The following is a 17,647-nucleotide window of genomic DNA, read 5'->3' as shown; positions in this document are numbered from 1 at the left end:
AAAGGAAAAATATGAATTTAAAAGAATTTGTAGTTGATGTCAAAGATTTTCCTCAAAAAGGAATTGTTTTTAAAGATATAACACCATTATTAAATAATAAAGATGCATTTAAACATGCAATTGATACAATTGCAGAATTTGTTAAGCAACTTGATGTTGATGTAATTGTTGCTCCTGAAGCTAGAGGATTTTTATTAGCATCTGCTGTTGCTTATGCTACTAATAAAAGATTTGTTTTAGTAAGAAAACCAAATAAACTACCAAGAGAAGTTTATGATGTTGAATATAGTTTAGAATATGGTACTAATCATCAACAACTTCATAAAGAAGATTTAAAACCAAATGATAAAGTAGTTGTAATTGATGATGTTTTAGCAACTGGTGGAACTATGCAAGCTATTATTGATTTAGTTAAACTAAGTAAAGCACAAGTTGTTGGAATGTCATTTCTAATTGATTTAACTTTCTTACATAAAGAAGATTTATTTAGTGAATATCAAGTACAAAAACTAATAAAATATTAAAAATAAAGACATTTAGTCTTTATTTTTTTATAATTATTCTAATATAAGGATGTGATAGTGTGCTCAATAAGTATAATTATATGTCTTTTGATTATCGTGAAATTAAAGATTTTAAAGATTTATTAACTGAGTTAAAAAAATATATTAAAAATAAAAGTGAATTAGAACGCATTGAACAAGCTTATAAATATGCGTTTAAATGTCATTTTAATCAAACTAGAAAAAATGGCGATCCTTATATTTATCATCCACTATCTGCTGCTTATTATTTAGCTCAATGAAGAATGGGACCAAATACTATTATTGCTGGATTATTACACGATATTTTAGAAGATACTCCTATTCAAAAAGAAGAGCTTGTAGAACTTTTTAATGAAGAAGTAGCCAATTTAGTTGAATCAGTTACTAAAGTAAGTTTTTTTGCAAAAGAAAATCGTCAACAAATTAAATCAAAATATTTAAGAAAACTTTATTTATCAATGTCAAAAGACATTAGAGTAATTATTATTAAAATTGCTGATAGATTACACAATATTTATACTATTAAAAATTTACGCTCTGAAAAACAAAAAATCATTGCTCAAGAAACATTAGAAATTTATTCAGCAATTGCTCATAGAATTGGTATGAAAAGTGCTAAGTCTTTATTAGAAGATAGATCGTTTGAAATATTAAATCCAGAAGAATTTAAAAAAATCACTGATTTATTTAATAGTGATATGGAAAAACGCCAGCAAATTATTAATGAAATTATAGTTAATCTTGAACAATATTTAAAAAAAGAAAAAAATATTAAAATTATTAGTATTTTTGGAAGACCTAAAACTATATATTCTATTTATAGAAAAATGAATGTCATTGGTAAAAATTTTGAAGAAATTTCTGATTTATTAGCAATTAGAATTATTACAAAATCTATTGATGATTGTTATAAAATTTTGGGGTTTATTCATCAAAAATACATTCCTTTGGCTGGAAAATTTAAAGACTATATTGCAACTCCTAAAAATAATGTTTATCAATCTTTACATACTACTTTATCTGATTCAAATGGCAATATTTTTGAAGTTCAAATTAGAACTGAAGAAATGAATCAAGTTGCTGAAACTGGGGCAGCTGCACATTGAAGATATAAAGAAGGAGAAATTGTTGATATTGCTAAAAAACAAAAAGAAATAGATGATAAGATAGATATTTTTAGTCGAATTTTAGATTTAGATCAATCTGATGATCAACAATTATCAATTGAACAATCGATTAAAGATGATTTATTTACTGCTTCTATTTATGTTTTAACACCAAATGGAGCTGTGATCACTTTACCTTACGGATCAACTGTTTTAGATTTTGCTTATAGAATTCATACTGAAATTGGAGAAAAAACAATTGGAGCTAGAATTGATGGTGTGTTTTCACCAATTAATACTGTTTTAAAATCTGGAGAAGTTGTTGAAGTTAAAACATCTCCAAAACAAGAACCAACTCATGAATGGTTAAAAATTGTAGTTACTTCTAATGCAAGAAACAGAATTAAAAAATATTTACAAAAGAAAATTAATGAAGAAACATTAGATAAAAAAGATCAACAAAAAGAATTAATTAAAAAAACTGAAACTAATATTAATGCTTATATTAATCAAAAAGATTGAAAATGAAAGAAAAAAACAGCTGATGAAATATTAGAGACAGTTAAATCAATGGGTTATAACTCATTAAATGATTTTTTATTAGATGTAGCTAAAGGTGAATTTACAATAAATCAAGCTGCTGAAAAAGTTTTTATAAAGCAAAATTATTCAAAAGATGATGAAGCTTATGCAAGTATTAAATCAAAAATTATTTATGATACTAGTATTAAAAATGATATTTTGGTTGATGGTATTAAAAATATCAAAACTACTTTAGCAAGTTGTTGTATGCCAATTCCATATGAAGAAGTTGTTGGATTTGTTACTAAAAATAGTGGTATTAAAGTACATTTAAAAGAATGCATAAATATCGATTGAACTAATATGAAATCAAGATTAGTAGTTGTACAGTGAAATGAAGCTGTTGCTGAAAAAAATATGTACACTACTAAATTAAAATATTTTGGAATTGATAGAAATAAATTACTTTATGATATTAGTAAAATTATTTCAGGATTAAAAGTTTCAATTATTAATGCTAATATTTTTACTGATCAAAAATCATTATTATCTAGTGGAGAGATCACTGTTAAAATTAAAAATAGTACTCAGTTAATCCAAACAATTTCAGCTTTAAGATCTATACCTGGCATTAATGGAGTTGAAAGAGGAATTTCAAATCAAAAGATTAAATAATAAAAATCCGGGCCCAAGGATTTTTTAATTAATTAGTGTAAATTTTTAGCTTCAACAAGTTTAACATTAATAATTTTTGTTATTCCTTTAGTTTGCATTGTTACTCCAAATAATGAATCACATTGAGTCATTGTTCCTTCTCTATGAGTAACAATTATAAACTGAGTATTATCTGAAAAATGTCTTACATATCTTGCAAATCTTTCAACATTAACTGGATCTAGTGGAGCTTCAGCTTCATCTAAGATTACTAAAGGTAGAGGTCTTGCTTTTAAAATAGCAAACAATACAGATAAAGCAACTAGAGATTTTTCTCCTCCAGATAATAAGTTTAGATTTGTAATTTTTTTACCTGGTGGAAAAATTTTAATATCTATTCCTGTTTCTAATATATTATTTGGATCAGTATAAATTAATTCAGCATAACCTCCACCAAACATTTTTGAAAATACATCTGGTAAAGCTTTATTAACATCTTCAATAATTTGTTTAAATTGAGACTCCATTGCAATATCAATATCTAAGATAATACTTTCTAATTTTTCTTTAGCACTATAAATATCTTTTATTTGTTGATCATAATAATCAAAACGTTCTTTTTCAGTTTTATATTCTTCAATAGCATCCATATTAACATTTCCGATATTTTGAATATAAGCAGTTAATTCTATAATTTTTTCTCTTGCTAATTGTTCGTCTTCAATTTTTGGAATATCCATAGTTAAAGCAGTTTCTTCAGTAATTTGATATCCATTAGATAAACGGTCAATTATTGTTATTCTTCTTTGTAATAAAACATTATACTCAGTATTAATTGATCCTGCATGGTTTTTTAATTCATCAAGTTCATTTCTTTTTAAACTGTTAGCAGAATTCATTTCTTTTTGTTTTTCCATACTTTGAGTACGTTTAAAAGAAATTGAATTAATTTCAATTTGAACTTCGTCTCTTTGAATTTCTAGTTCTGAAATTTGTTTTGATAATATAATTGATTCTGATTCTTCATTTTTACTAAATATACCAGTAAATAAATTTTTACCAGTCAAGCTTTTATGTTCATCAGATAACTCTTTAAGATTTTCTGTTCAATTAAATAAATTATTTTTAGCATTTCTAATAATACCGTTTAAATCATTAATTTGATCTCTTAAATTATCATTTGCTGTTTTATATTCAGTTAGTTCTTTTGTTTTTATTAATTCTTTTTGTTCTAAAGCTTCTATTTTATTTTTTAATTCTTCTAAATTATTATCTTGATTTAAAGAATTTTGTTTTGCAAAAATATTAGCATTTTTTGCTGAACCACCTATTATTGCTCCATGTGGTAAAATTCTTTGTCCATCTAGTGAAACAATATTAAATCTAAAATTAGTATTTTTTGCTAAATTAATAGCATCATCATAAGTTTGCACTACTATTATATTTGCTAAAGCATATTCAACAGCTTTTGAAATCTCATTAGAATACTCTACTAATTCATTAGCAAAGCCAACAAAACCTTCGCTTTTTTCTAATATTTGTTTTTGAGCAGGATTAATCAAATTAAGACTTAAAGTATTTAAAGGTAAAAAAGTTACTCTACCTAAATTAGTATTCTTTTTTAAAAATTCTATAGCTTTTTTAACATCTTGATCGGTTTTCATAACTAGTGAGTTCATATGACCACTAGCTGTTACTGAAATAGCAATTTGATATTCTTCTTTTACATTGATTAGTGTTTTTAAAACACCAATAACTCCACTAATTTGTTTTTGATTATTTAAAATAGCACTAATTGCATCCTGATATGAATTTAAAGCAGTTTTTTTTCTATGTTCTATTGTTTCAAGTTGAATATTAATTCTTGAAATTGCTGTTCTAATAGTTTCAATTTCTCTATAAATTTCATTATATTTACTTGTATAATAGTCATATTTTTCTTTTAATTCTAATAATGAATCTTCAGCTTTAGTGATTTTATCTTTTTCAGATTTAATACTAATTTGTTTTTCATCAAATTGTTTTTTAATTAAAGTTGCTTTATATTCATCTTGATCTTTTGTATTAAGATTTTCTTGTTCTTTTAATTCTGCTTTTTGTTTTCTAACTTTTAAATTTGCAATTTTTTGGACTAATGAATTAAATTTAGTATTAAGTTCAGATAATTTTTGATTATCTTCAGCATCTTTATCAATAATTAAGTTAACTTCATCTTGATTCATATTAATTTCATTAGTTAACTTTTTAATTTGAGTTTCATATTCTATTTTTTCTATTCTTAATTCTTCAATTCTATTTGATAAAACTCTTAAATCTTTAGTTAAAATATATAATTCAATATTTTTTAGTTCATTGACTTTTTGTTGGTATTCTAAAGCTTTTTTTGATTGACGTTCTAAATTTGGTAATCTTCTAGAAATTTCTTTTGCAATATCTTCAAGTCTTGTTAAGTTTTCAGTTGCTTTTTCTAATTTTAATAAAGTTTCTTTTTTTCTTTTTTTATACTTACTTACTCCAGCTGCATCATCAAAAATTTCTCTTTTTGTTTCAGGTTTTGATTCAGTAAAGTTAGCAACAGTTCCTTGAGAAATAATAGCAATACTTGATCTAGTTAATCCCGCTTCTAAAGCAATAGATTGAACATCTTTTAGTTTACATTTATTAGAATTAATATAAAATTCACTTTCTCTAGTGTTTTTATCAAACTTTCGAGTAATTTCTACAATATCACTTTTGATTGAAGAAAAGTTTTCATGAGTATTATTAAAAACTAATGTTACTTCAGCAACATCAGTTGCTTTTTTTTCATTATTTCCACTAAAGACAATATCATCCATTTTACTTCCACGTAAAGTTTTAGTTGATTGTTCTCCTAAAGTTCATCTAATTGCATCAGTAATGTTTGATTTTCCAGATCCATTTGGACCAACAACTCCAGTCATATCATAATTAAAATCCATTACTGTAAGATCAGCAAATGATTTGAACCCACTAGCTCTAATCTGCTTTAAAAATAACATTAATTAATAACTCCTTTATATAATACATTTATATTATATTATTTTAAAAAATAACAAAATCAAAACTAGGACAAAATATTTGGACAAATATGTTAAAAAGGTTATAAGTGCACAATACTTTAGAAAAGGAATTGAAGATAATTTACCTAATGAAAAAACACCTAAATTTAATCAAGATGTTTTAAATCATATTGATCAAAAATAAAATTTTTTATACATTGAAATGGTTTATTTAATAGTCTTTAAATCATTTTCATTAATAAAAAATACTTATTTACTTTTTCGTGGGTTATTATACAAAATGGTACTATAAGTTATAATTATATTATCAAAGAAATTAGAGAATAATAGATCTATTCTAACAAGCCTAATTTATCTTTGAGTTCATGGGAAAACCTTGAACAATCACTTTTAACCCTCAATACGATTCCTGAGATCTCGTCAACTAACTCACTAGGTAATCCATTGGGGTATTTTTTTATGTATAAGAGTGTTTTGTCTAATCCACTATGAATTCTTCTTGTTTGGTTTATCATTGTTAGTATTTTTAAATCTTCTTTTCTACTTTCATCTAATTGTTTTCTTCTAACAAAATCAACTTCAACTCAATCAGTTGAACCAATTTCTAATGGCTTTGCAATATAGCGTTTAGTATCTGTTCTAAAGTAAAGTTGTTCATCTGAACCAATTACAAGTTGAATATTTTCTTTTTTATAAAATCTAAAACGTTTACCAAATTCATCGTATGGAGCATAAATTTTAGTTTTATACTCTGCTACACCATTTGCAAATTTTCTAGGTATAGGTAGGTCAAAGAATTTTTCAACTTCATTTTCACCTAGTTGTCTAAATGCATTATCTCTTTTTCTTTTTTTACATTTACTATTAACAAAATCTATTAATTTGTGTTTTATTTGATTTGCTTGTTCAATTGTTTTTATATCATTTTGTTTAAAGAAGAAAGGTGCATTTTTTTGGACTGTATCTCACATTCTTTCAACATGTGGTTTTGCATTAGCATTAGATGAAGAAATCACCTCTATACCCCTATTTTCAAGCTCTAAACGCGTTCTAGCGTTATTTCTTTCATCTTTTTTAAAATTAGCTCTATTATCAGTAATAATTCTTTGAGGATAGCCATAAGTTCTAAATATTGTTTCAAAAATTTTTTGATAAGAATTTAAAGATTCTTCGTATTCTTCAAAACACATATCAAGTATTTGATTAGTTCCAACATCAACAGCCATAACACATGTTGCTATTGTGTTATTTTGAAAATAATAATGAGTACATCCATCTACTTCTATTACCTGTCCAAATTTATAATTGTTTGCTACTGCTAGTCTGTGTTTTTCTACGTTTTTAGGCACATAAAAAACTAGCTCATTGCTATACCTAATTAATTTTCCTTCTTCTTGTTGTCTTCTTATTTTTTTAACTTCTTTTTTGGTTTTACGTTTGCAATAAGGGCTTGCATAACCTTGTTGTATTAGTCTCCTATTTAAAGTTGAATAAGAAATTTTATTTTTAGTGTTAGTTGACATAAGAGTGCTGTGATAGTTTTCTAAAGTTAAATAAGAACAACTAGCATTATTTACATCTCCACCAGTTATTTTTACTTGTTCTTGGTATTTTTCACCTAAATTATGTATTATCTCATCACTATATTTTTGAGCATTTTTATTATTAGTGTTTTTATGTGAAAGAATTAGCTCTGCTTCCTTGCTCTTTCATTTAATATATTCACTTTTATATTTTTTTACAGTAGAAAGTGATTTTTGAAACTGTATAGCGATTGATAACAACTTTCTGTTAGGCTCTTTTTCAAAAGTATCTATTATAAGTTTCTTTTTTTCATTAAACTTTTTATTTTCTTGGATAACAAACATTAGACCTCCTGTTCAATTATAAGACCACAGATCTGTGGTCTTATAATTGGTCTGGTACCATTTTGTTTAATAATCCAACTTAATAAAAAATACTTATTTACTTTTTTTTTTTTTTTTTTTGTAAACTCAAAAAGAAAAGAAAGGAAAGTATATGAAAAATATCTTAAAGTTTTTAAGTGTGGTTACTTTAATTCCAACTACAAGTTTATTAGTAATAAGTTGTACATCGCAAACAAAAGAAACGACAAAAAAAACTGAAAAACCAACCCAAACTCTTAGTCCAAAAACTGAAAAACCAACCCAAACTCTTAGTCCAAAAACTGAAAAACCAACCCAAACTCTTAGTCCAAAAACTGAAAAACCAACCCAAACTCTTAGCCCAAATAAACAAACAATTGATGAAATTAAAAATATTTTAGAACAACAAAGTGAAGCTTTTGGTAGTTTTCATACTTTCCAAGACGTTGTTGATCAAATTAAAGTTTATGCTCAAAACCAAGGTATTAAAGACTTGGATAAATTAGAACTTTTAGATAAGACACTAGCTAATAAGAATTTAATTCCTGGTGATAATAAAAATAATTTTAAACTTAAATATTTTGATATAGAAATCCCATTTGTTCTAAAAAATGTTTTAGAAAATGAAGTAAAAACTAAATATTCATCTACTAACCCTAATGAAATAATACAATTAGGTTATAAAAAACATGATGATTATATACAATTAAATATTGAAAATAAAACTACAACAAAAGTTCCTGTTACATTACCATTAAAAATCAATTCATTTTATAAAGCATTTAAAGATCTTAAAAGTGAAACTATAACTAACCTCGATAAATGAAATACATCAAATGTAAAAATTTTTACAAACGCATTTGAAAAAGCTAAAAACTTTAATACTGATATTTCTGAATGAAACACTTCAAACGTAATAGAAATGACTAATGCTTTTTATGAAGCAACAAATTTTAATCAAAATATTGGTAAGTGAAATACTTCAAAAGTAACTGATATGTCTTCTATGTTTGAAGGAGCAACAAATTTTAATCAAGATTTAAACAATTGAAATGTTAAAAATGTAAAAAATATGGCACAGATGTTTTGAGACGCAATAAAATTCAATGGAAAAATATCAGATTGAGATGTTTCTAATGTTGTATCAACCAATAATATGTTTTCAGGTGCCAAATCTTTTAATCAAGATATTTCAAATTGAAAAACAAATAAAGTTGAAAGTATGCGTGGAATGTTTGCCTGAGCAAATGCATTTAACCAAAATTTATATAAATGAGATGTTAAAAAGGTTATAAATGCACAATACTTTAGAAAAGGAATTGAAGATAATTTACCTAATGAAAAAATACCTAAATTTAATCCAGAAGTTTCAAAACTTATTGATTAAAAATAAAATTTTTTTATACCTTAAATTTGTCAGTCTAATACTTTTTAAATAATTTTTAGGGACTGCTACCCTAAAAGTAAACACAAGAAATATCATTTAAATTAAAATGATTGTTAGCTTTATTCTAACTATTTTATTTTTAAATTTCAAGTACTTTTTGATAAAAAAATAAAAAAATAATAACGTCAAAAATCATCTATTGATAAAATAGATGTTTTTCTATTACTTTTAATCTAAAAATTTAAAATTTTAAAATTTTTCTTTTATTTAAATTGATTTTTGATTCTTTTTCTTGATTATGTCATTTTAAATATTCAGATACATCTTTTAAATAATCATTAAAATCTTTATAATTCTTTTTATTTGAATGTATTGTGTTCTTTTTTAATTGAGCGTGATAACTTTCAATAACAGCATTATCAGTACAACTGTAATTAGCTCCCATTGATTGTAAAATATTATATTTTTTACAAATTTTTCTAAAAGAGTTAGATTCGTAAACTAGTGCATGATCTGAATGAATGATTATATTATTTGTATTAATATTTAACTGTTTTAATTTATAAATAGCATTTTTAAAATTAGTATTAATTAAATTGGAATTATTTTTTTCACTAATTCTATAATCTATAATCTGCCTACTTGCACCATCTAACATAGTTGATAGATAAGTTTTTTTGCCTTTATAAATTAAATAAGTAACATCAGTATATAAAACTTTACCAAATTTAATTACTGATTTAAAATTTCTTTGAATTAAATCTGGTATATTAAATTTATTATGTCCGGATTTGTGTTTGTTATGCCTTTTATTTTTTAATCAGCCTACAATTAGTTTGTATTTTCTCATTATTTTTAAAATAACTTTATGATTAATAACTAAATTAAACTCTTTTAAAAGTGCTTCTTTAATTTTTCTATATCCTCTTGGTCTTTTATCAAATATATGTTTTATTAATTTTTCTAATTTATTAGTTTTAGTAATTTTATTTTTATTAACTTGTTGTTTTAACTTTTTATAATATGAACTTTTTGAAATTTTTAGAAATTCTAAAATAGGTTTTAGTGAAATTTTGTATTTTTTTCTTATAATTTCTATTTGTTTAAATACTTTGATTTTATTTTCATTAGTATTTTGTCATAAGTTTTGTATTTCTAATAATCCTTGTTGTTCTAGATGTTTTTTATTAGCTTTATTAAGTAAATAATTATATGATTTATTAATAAAAAATACTTAAAAACTCTATGATTTTTGATAAAAATTCTAAAAAATAAATCTTTAAATGAGATAATTTTATTTATTTTTTTAAATAACTTATACTTGCTTAAAAACACATTATATTAGATATTAAATAAAATAAAAATAGTGTCAATAGAATTAAATCTAAATAACACTATTTTTTTATTGATTGTTTTAATAATTAGTTGTTTTAAATAAATTAATTTATATTTCTTGTTATAAAAACATTAAGATTTCGCTCTTAAGAATTAGTCATGATATTCATGATTAGGATCTATTTTTGTTAGAACAAAATAATTGTCTTTATTTAAATAGCCAAATAATCTAAAAGGATTTCTATTTTTTCCTAAATGTATTTCTCTAATTTCTAACTGCTCACTTACTCATCTTTTTTCAAGTGGCTTAGAATGTGTTCTCATATATAATTTTTCAACTTGAGCAATTGTTAATTTTTTACTTAAAATATCATATATTAAGTTATGAAAATTTTTAAGACCACTTATTGTAAGTGATTTAAAATCAAAACCATTATCTAACTCATGAATAATAGCAATCTTAAATGGATATGATTTGTCTTTAGATGATAGCTCACTTTTCTTATCTCAATTTAGTTCTTTAGTTAAGCTTTTTTTCAAAATTAATCACCTGTATAAATACTTCTATAATAATTTTTCATATCTTCTGGTTTAATTAATTTAGTTGATGCTTCTAATTCTTCTAAACCTTTTCTTGCATTTATTCAAGGTGTTTCAGAGTGTGATATGGCTTCTAATTCATATCCAGTTCTTTCACCATAAGTACTCCAAACTGCATCTAAAAGCTCTAGAGTATTTTTATCCAATTTATAATCATTATTTTCTTTTTTTGGAATTTCATTTCATCCATAAACTTTGTAATCTCTTCATAATTCAGGAGAAACAGGACCATGTATTCACGCTTGAAATAATGTATCACTCAGAATGCCTTCATCAAATAATGCATAAGCTCATGCTTCAGCATAATAAGTTAGTTTTTGAAGTTTTTTAGGTGTCATACTTTCTTTTGATAAAAATCAATCTGAAATATCTTTGTAACTATATTTTGGTCTCATATTGTTCACTTCTTGATTCTTATATAAATTTTAGCATAATTACTTTACTAAAATAGTTCATAAAAATTTTTATCTACTAAGAGCAAAATTATAATAACAAGTAATAAAAAAAGAACTCACGTTCTTTTAATTACTTAATGGTTTTTTAAGTTTTGACAAACAATCACTAGCAGCATTTTGTTCAGCCTCTTGTTTAGAATAACCTTTACCAACTCCAAATTTTTGCCCATCTAAATTAATGCTAACTGTGTATAAAGTTTTATTTTCATTTGCAAAAAATTCTTCATTTTCAGTAATGTATTTTAAATCACTTCTTTTTTCTGATTGTAATAATTCTTGTAATTCAGATTTAAAGTCTTTTGTAACATTAATAAAAGTGGGATCTTTCATATATTTAAATAAAGTTTGCTCTAGTCAAATTAATAATCCTTCTTCACTTTGATCCAAATAAACAGCTGCAGTTAAAGCTTCAAATATATCAGCTAAAATTGATTGTTTTTCATAACCTTTAGTCATTAGTTCACCATGACCTAATCTTATTAATTGACCTAAATTAATATCTCTAGCAATTCTAGATAATGATTCTTCTCTAACTATACTTGCTCTTAGTCTGGTCAGTTCACCTTCACCTAATTTAGAGTAATTAAAAAATAAGAATTTTGAAGTATACATTTGTAAAATAGCATCACCTAAAAATTCTAATCTTTGATAAGAATATTTTAACTTGCGTTCATTAGCATAAGAATTATGAGTTAAAGCTTCTTTATATATTTGTTGATCATTTATTTTTATTTTATATTTTTCAAAAAAGTTTTTAATATTCATTTTCTATTAATCCTTTTTCTATTTTTTTAACAATATTATTTTTAATAGCATCTAAAGTCATTCTTAGTGTTGCTTTAAACGATCTAACATCACTTGAACCGTGTGATTTAAAACAAATTCCTTTTATACCTAATAAAATAGCTCCAGCATGATTTTTATAGTCAAATTTAGCAGCAACATTTTTAAATGATTTTTTTAAAACTAAAGCAGCTAGTTTTCTAACAAATGATGAAGTAATTTCTTTTTTAATTTCATTTAATAAAACTTTCGCAGCACCCTCACAAGCTTTTAAACATATATTCCCACTATAACCATCAGTTACAATAATATCAACATTACCAGTTAGTACATCTCTTGATTCAACGTTTCCAATAAATTTTATATTTTTTAGTTTTTCTAATTGTTTAAAAGTTTGTTTTTGTAATTCTAAACCTTTAGATTTTTCAGTTCCAATATTTAATAATCCAACAGTTGCATTAGGATTTTTTAAAACTTCTTTATAGTAAATATTTGCCATTTTTGCATAATTTATTAAATCTTCAGGTGTATTTTCATTATTTGCCCCAACATCTAATAATAAAGTTAATTTATTTTTAGCATTAGGCATTGTTGGCATAAAACCAGCACGAACTATATTATTTAGTTCACCTAAAATAAAATGAGCAGCACCTATAAAAGCAGCCGAATTTCCAGCTGTTAGCATTCCATCAACTTTTTGATCTCTTACAAGTTCTAAAGTTCTAATAATAGATGCATCTTTTTTTCTTCTAATATCTAAAATTGATCCATTCATATCAATTACTTGACTAGTTGGTAAAATTTCATATTTATTTTTATCAATTGGGTTTTGCTCTAAAGCAGTTTTAATTTCAGTTTCATCTCCAACAAAAATTAAATATAAATCATCATGTTCTTTAATAAATTCACTAGCTGCTTTTATAGCTGTTAAACTTCCTAAATCTGATCCCATTATATCAAAAGCTATTTTGTACATAATTTCTCCTTTAAAAAATCCCTATTAGGGATTATTCTATTGCTATTAATAAATTATAAGTTTCTTGACCACCATCAATAATTTCATACTCAACATTATATCCTTCATCTAAGAACTTTCTTAATTTAACTAAATCTTGTTCATTAGTTTCACCACCAGAAAAAATAGTGATTATTTCAGTTTTACTTTTAATATATTTTGATAATTGTTTATCAAATATTGCTTCTAATGTTTGTTCAACACCAATAATATTATTATCAACAATTGCTAATAGATTATCTTTTTTAATTTGAATACCATTATAAGTGGTATTTTTTTCTGCTTTTGTAATGTTGAATGAAATTACATTTTTAATTGCTTTAGATAAGTAAGAATAATTTTTTGAATGAGTAACAGAAGGATCAAAACTTAATATAGCTACCATACCTTGTTGAATAGTTTTTGTTTGAATTACATAGATTTTAGATTTATTCTCTAATTTTTCAGCTTGTTTTGCAGTTAAATAAACATTTCCACTGTTTGGTAATAAAAATACTGTTTTAGCATCAACTGTTTCTATTGCTTGTAAGAAATCTTCAGTTGAAGGGTTCATTTTTGATCCAGCATTAATTGCAAAACTAATTCCTAGTTCATTTTCAAAATAATGTTTTTGTTTTTCACTTGAAACTACAGAAATAATTGCAACTTCATTAGCAAGTTTTCTTTCAGCTTTAATGTTTGAGTTTTCTTTTCATTTTTGATCAGCATTTTTTACTTGTTTATTTGCTTGAAGATTCATATTTTCAATTTTTAAAGTTTGAAAATCTCCATATTGTTGTAAAAATTGTAGTACTTGTCCTGGTGAAAGTGAGTGAGTGTGTACTTTTAAAATATCATTGTCAATAACTACAACTATAGAAGTATTTCCAAAAATTTGTAATTGATCTCTAATCATTGAATTTTGTAGCTTATTAATTCAATCATTATTTAACATAACAATAGCTTCTGTACAATATCCAAATTCTTCTTCAATTTGCATATCAATGTTTCCACCAGTATTAGTTTCTAATTTATCTAATTTAGCAACAACTTTCTCATTAGAAACATAACATTCAATACCTTCTAAAAATTTAACTAATCCATAACCACCAGAATCCACAACACCAACTTCTTTTAATAAAGGCAATAAATTAGGGGTGTTTTCTAAAGAGTTGTTAGCATTTTTAACTATTTGTTTTCAGAATTTTTTAATATCAATATTATCATCAAGCTGGTTAATTTGTTCACTAGTTTCTCTAATAACTGTTAAAATTGTTCCTTCAACTGGTTTCATAACAGCTTTATAAGCAATCTCACTAGCTTTATTAAATCCAGATTTTCATTCACTAACAGATAAGTCTTTAGCATTACTCATTCCAAGGGATAGACCTTTGATAATTTGACTAAAAATAACTCCAGAATTACCTCTAGCCCCCATTATTAATCCTCTAGAAAAAGCTGATAGAAATTTACCAATGCTTTCATATTCAACATCAATAACTTCATTATAACCATTTGCAGTAGTAAGATTCATATTAGTTCCAGTATCACCATCAGGAACAGGAAATACATTTAATTTATCTATTTGTGGATAATGATTGTATAGATTATTAACTCCACTTGTGATCATGTTTTTTAATAATTCTAATTTTTTCATTTTACTCAGATCTTTTCTATTTTTTAAAATTAAATCTTTAGCAATAAATCTTCAACAATTATATCAATTTTATGTTTTATATTATTTTTTAATTTTTTTTCTAATTCATATTTAATGCGAATTTGAATTTTTTTTAGAACATCTAAAATATTTACTCCATAAAGTAAAATCACATGAATTTTAAAGTGCTGTATATTCTTATCTATTACAAATTCAATAGCTTTGTGAATGTCATTTGTAGATAGGTCATTTTTATCTTTTGAAGAGAAATTTGCAAGCCCTACTACACCAGGCACTGTAACTACAGCTTCTTTTATTGTCTGAACAACAAATTGATCTATATTACCCACGAAAAACACCTATCTTTCATCCTAATTATTCTAACATAAAAAAAGACAATTATTTAGTAAGGAAATTAGCAAATAATTATTTTATAAAGATATAATTTTCTTGAATTTTAAATTAAATATAGTACTATTTAATAGTATGAGTAATTTTAGAACTAAGAGGTGAAGTTTATGGCAAGAAGAGATGCTTTGACTGGTAAAAGTGCTTTGTCAGGTCAATCAAGATCACACGCATTAAATGCAACTAAAAGAAAATGAAACTTGAATTTGCAAAAAGTTAGAGTAATAGATGAAAATGGTAGTGTATTTAATATAAAAGTATCTGCTAGAACATTAAGAACTCTAAAAAAACAAGAAAAAATCGTTTAATAATGAAATAATACTAGTATGACATTTGTCATATTTTTTTTATATAATAAAACTAGTATCAAGCCCTTTTGGCGGAATTGGCAGACGCATTAGACTCAAAATCTAACGAAGAAATTCGTATCGGTTCGACCCCGATAAAGGGCACCAATTGAGTATAAACTTGGAGAAATCCAAGTTTTTCTTTTTTTTATTTATTAGAATAAAATAAGTAAATAATTTAATTGGTGTTAATATGAGTTGAACTATAAAAAAAACTAATGATAAAAAATTAGTAGTTAAAAAAGATGAAAATGGTAGTTTTTTAGAACACAACAAAGCAGTTAATCTGGCTATAAGAATGGCTAAAAAACAAAAATTAATAGTAGAAATTTTTAATGATAAAAACCATTTAACAAAAACTTATAATTTTAATCAAGTATTAACTCAAACTGAACTTGTTGAAAAAATTCAAACTGAATTAAAACTTGCTTATGCTAAAAAAACAGTTGCAAAAATTAAATTAGAAAAACATAAAAAAAATTTAAAAGAAAGCAAAAAAAATAAAAATAATCAAGAAAAAGAGCAACTAAAAGAGCTATTTAAATTAGCAAAATTAAATTATAAAAATAAAAAAAGACAAATTAAATATATAAAATTTAGATATAAAATAGCAAAAAGAAATCTTAAAGATTGATAACTTATAAAATTAACAAAATCTTTATAACGTTGTGATTTGTTATAATTATTAAATAGTTAATTCTAAACTTAGGAGTTTTTTAATGCAAAAAACAAGTAAAACAACTAAAGTTAAAAATAAAAACTATCTTAAAGACCTTTTTTTAAACAAAAAATCTTGACTAGTTTTAATATTAGTAATTTTTTTCATTTTTTCAATTTGAGTTTGAACTCTTGTTTCAATTAAAAATGATGTAATTAATATTGGTGGAAGTGCTAGTGCTGATTTAGTATTACAAAAATTAATTAATGAATACCAAAAACAAACTAATAAAAAGTTTAATTATTCTTCAACTGGTTCTGGAGCTGGTGCTAGAAATGTAATTAATAAAACTTATAGCATAGGTTTTATTTCTAAATCACAAACTGATTTATCAATTCCATCTGAAATTAGAAATGTTTTTAATAATCCAAAAACAAAAGACGATCTTGAAGAATTTATAAAAATTAATCAATTTAATAAACAAGAAATTTTTAATAAACTTCAAAATAATAAAACTTATCATTACACTAGCTTTGCAAAAGATTCTATTGTATTTATTTATAATATAAAAAATACTGGATTAACTGATGATCAAATTAATCAAATTAAATTTAATGTTTCAAATAATATGATCAGTAAACAATCTCAAAAAGCTTTACACAAAATTTATACAAATAATAATCAATCAGATCTAATTAGTTGAAAAGAATTTTATAAACTACTAACAAATAAAGATGAAAATAATATTAGTAATAAGATTAAAGTAAGAACTTATTCAACAAATAGTGGTTCTGGAACAAGAAGTTCATTTGAAGAGCTTTCAGGATTAAAAAAAGAAAAGAAAAAAATTGGTCAAGCTGTTAATGAATATAATTCAAATGGAGCTATTTTTACACAACTAAATGCTTCTGATGGTTCTTTTGGGTTTGTTTCTATGCAATATGCTCAAGATTTAAAAAAATTTCCTAATTTAAGATCAGTAATTATTAAACAAGATAATCAAGAGTGAAATTTAAATAAAAATGATGATAACCTTTTAACTTATCCATTAAGTAGACCATTTGTTGCTTTATATAAATTAACAGATAATCAAAAATTAAATAATGACGTTTTAGATTTTGTTTATTGGTTTAGTTGTTCAGATGACAAAAAAGTTCAAGAGATTTATAATCATTTAGGTTTAATTAGAAATTGTTTAAGTTTTAAAAATAATTAAAATAAATTATTTTAATCAATTAAATAGTAAAAATATTAAAAAAATAAGTGGGT

The 17,647-nt window shown here is 24.0% G+C and carries 16 protein-coding genes and 1 tRNA gene; 8 read left to right on the top strand and 9 right to left on the bottom strand.

Going from position 1 to position 17,647, the window contains the following annotated elements:
* Positions 1 to 11 precede the first annotated feature (11 nt).
* Together V2P32_RS02805 and V2P32_RS02800 are read left to right on the top strand one after the other, a co-directional pair.
* The gene (locus V2P32_RS02805; RefSeq protein ID WP_014584399.1) at positions 12 to 524 is read left to right on the top strand and encodes an adenine phosphoribosyltransferase; all 513 of its coding nucleotides are present in this window, start codon (positions 12 to 14) and stop codon (positions 522 to 524) included.
* A 59-nt stretch (positions 525 to 583) separates the two neighbouring features.
* Complete coding sequence (locus V2P32_RS02800) at positions 584 to 2,848, top strand: RelA/SpoT family protein (protein WP_434343224.1); 2,265 nt, start codon at positions 584 to 586, stop codon at positions 2,846 to 2,848.
* A gap of 32 nt (positions 2,849 to 2,880) precedes the next feature.
* Here the strand turns inward: V2P32_RS02800 and V2P32_RS02795 are convergent, their stop codons facing one another.
* Positions 2,881 to 5,847 (bottom strand): chromosome segregation protein SMC, encoded by a 2,967-nt coding sequence (locus tag V2P32_RS02795; RefSeq protein WP_434343223.1) that lies wholly within the window; start codon positions 5,845 to 5,847, stop codon positions 2,881 to 2,883.
* A 79-nt stretch (positions 5,848 to 5,926) separates the two neighbouring features.
* Here V2P32_RS02795 and V2P32_RS02790 point away from each other — a divergent pair, with 79 nt between their 5' ends.
* The gene (locus V2P32_RS02790) at positions 5,927 to 6,052 is read left to right on the top strand and encodes a hypothetical protein (protein WP_434343222.1); all 126 of its coding nucleotides are present in this window, start codon (positions 5,927 to 5,929) and stop codon (positions 6,050 to 6,052) included.
* A gap of 148 nt (positions 6,053 to 6,200) precedes the next feature.
* On the opposite strand, the gene V2P32_RS02785 is transcribed toward V2P32_RS02790, so the two are convergent.
* The gene (locus V2P32_RS02785) at positions 6,201 to 7,736 is read right to left on the bottom strand and encodes a hypothetical protein (RefSeq protein ID WP_434343221.1); all 1,536 of its coding nucleotides are present in this window, start codon (positions 7,734 to 7,736) and stop codon (positions 6,201 to 6,203) included.
* A 151-nt stretch (positions 7,737 to 7,887) separates the two neighbouring features.
* On the opposite strand from V2P32_RS02785, the gene V2P32_RS02780 reads away from it, so the two are divergent.
* Positions 7,888 to 9,141 (top strand): BspA family leucine-rich repeat surface protein, encoded by a 1,254-nt coding sequence (locus tag V2P32_RS02780; RefSeq protein WP_434343220.1) that lies wholly within the window; start codon positions 7,888 to 7,890, stop codon positions 9,139 to 9,141.
* A gap of 241 nt (positions 9,142 to 9,382) precedes the next feature.
* Here V2P32_RS02780 and V2P32_RS02775 read toward each other — a convergent pair whose 3' ends face one another.
* The 7 genes from V2P32_RS02775 to V2P32_RS02745 form a co-directional block, all read right to left on the bottom strand.
* Entirely contained in the window at positions 9,383 to 10,240 is an 858-nt protein-coding gene (locus V2P32_RS02775; RefSeq protein WP_434343990.1) for an IS3 family transposase, read from the bottom strand.
* A 389-nt stretch (positions 10,241 to 10,629) separates the two neighbouring features.
* On the bottom strand, positions 10,630 to 11,016 hold the full coding sequence (locus tag V2P32_RS02770) for an MAG6450 family protein (RefSeq protein WP_013447797.1): 387 nt from the start codon (positions 11,014 to 11,016) through the stop codon (positions 10,630 to 10,632).
* Positions 11,017 to 11,018: 2 nt separating this feature from the next.
* Entirely contained in the window at positions 11,019 to 11,471 is a 453-nt protein-coding gene (locus V2P32_RS02765) for a Panacea domain-containing protein (RefSeq protein WP_434343219.1), read from the bottom strand.
* A gap of 126 nt (positions 11,472 to 11,597) precedes the next feature.
* Entirely contained in the window at positions 11,598 to 12,296 is a 699-nt protein-coding gene (gene rnc, locus V2P32_RS02760; protein ID WP_434343218.1) for a ribonuclease III, read from the bottom strand.
* Entirely contained in the window at positions 12,286 to 13,290 is a 1,005-nt protein-coding gene (gene plsX / locus V2P32_RS02755; RefSeq protein WP_434343217.1) for a phosphate acyltransferase PlsX, read from the bottom strand. The genes rnc and plsX overlap by 11 nt, the downstream gene beginning before the upstream one ends.
* Before the next feature lie 31 nt (positions 13,291 to 13,321).
* A complete protein-coding gene (locus V2P32_RS02750) occupies positions 13,322 to 14,965 on the bottom strand; it encodes a DAK2 domain-containing protein (RefSeq protein ID WP_434343216.1) in 1,644 nt (547 codons plus the stop codon).
* A gap of 29 nt (positions 14,966 to 14,994) precedes the next feature.
* Positions 14,995 to 15,315, bottom strand: a complete 321-nt coding sequence (locus V2P32_RS02745; protein ID WP_434343215.1) for an Asp23/Gls24 family envelope stress response protein — start codon at positions 15,313 to 15,315, stop codon at positions 14,995 to 14,997.
* A gap of 168 nt (positions 15,316 to 15,483) precedes the next feature.
* Between V2P32_RS02745 and rpmB the strand changes: the two genes are divergently transcribed.
* The 4 genes from rpmB to ptsS all read left to right on the top strand — a co-directional run bounded on the left by rpmB (position 15,484) and on the right by ptsS (position 17,594).
* On the top strand, positions 15,484 to 15,681 hold the full coding sequence (rpmB, locus tag V2P32_RS02740; RefSeq protein ID WP_013447791.1) for a 50S ribosomal protein L28: 198 nt from the start codon (positions 15,484 to 15,486) through the stop codon (positions 15,679 to 15,681).
* Between the two features lie 62 nt (positions 15,682 to 15,743).
* Positions 15,744 to 15,828 (top strand) — tRNA-Leu (locus tag V2P32_RS02735).
* An 85-nt stretch (positions 15,829 to 15,913) separates the two neighbouring features.
* The gene (locus V2P32_RS02730) at positions 15,914 to 16,357 is read left to right on the top strand and encodes a hypothetical protein (RefSeq protein ID WP_107669694.1); all 444 of its coding nucleotides are present in this window, start codon (positions 15,914 to 15,916) and stop codon (positions 16,355 to 16,357) included.
* 82 nt (positions 16,358 to 16,439) lie between these two features.
* The gene (ptsS, locus tag V2P32_RS02725; protein WP_434343214.1) at positions 16,440 to 17,594 is read left to right on the top strand and encodes a phosphate ABC transporter substrate-binding protein; all 1,155 of its coding nucleotides are present in this window, start codon (positions 16,440 to 16,442) and stop codon (positions 17,592 to 17,594) included.
* The last annotated feature ends 53 nt before the right edge of the window (positions 17,595 to 17,647 follow it).

This window comes from Mycoplasma sp. 06067-C1-B144P-99-0482-3, from assembly GCF_051053925.1.
GTDB lineage: Bacteria > Bacillota_I > Bacilli_A > Mycoplasmatales > Mycoplasmataceae > Mycoplasma > Mycoplasma leachii.
The sequence above is the reverse complement of the archived record's forward strand: the minus strand, read 5'-3'. Positions and strand labels throughout refer to the sequence as shown.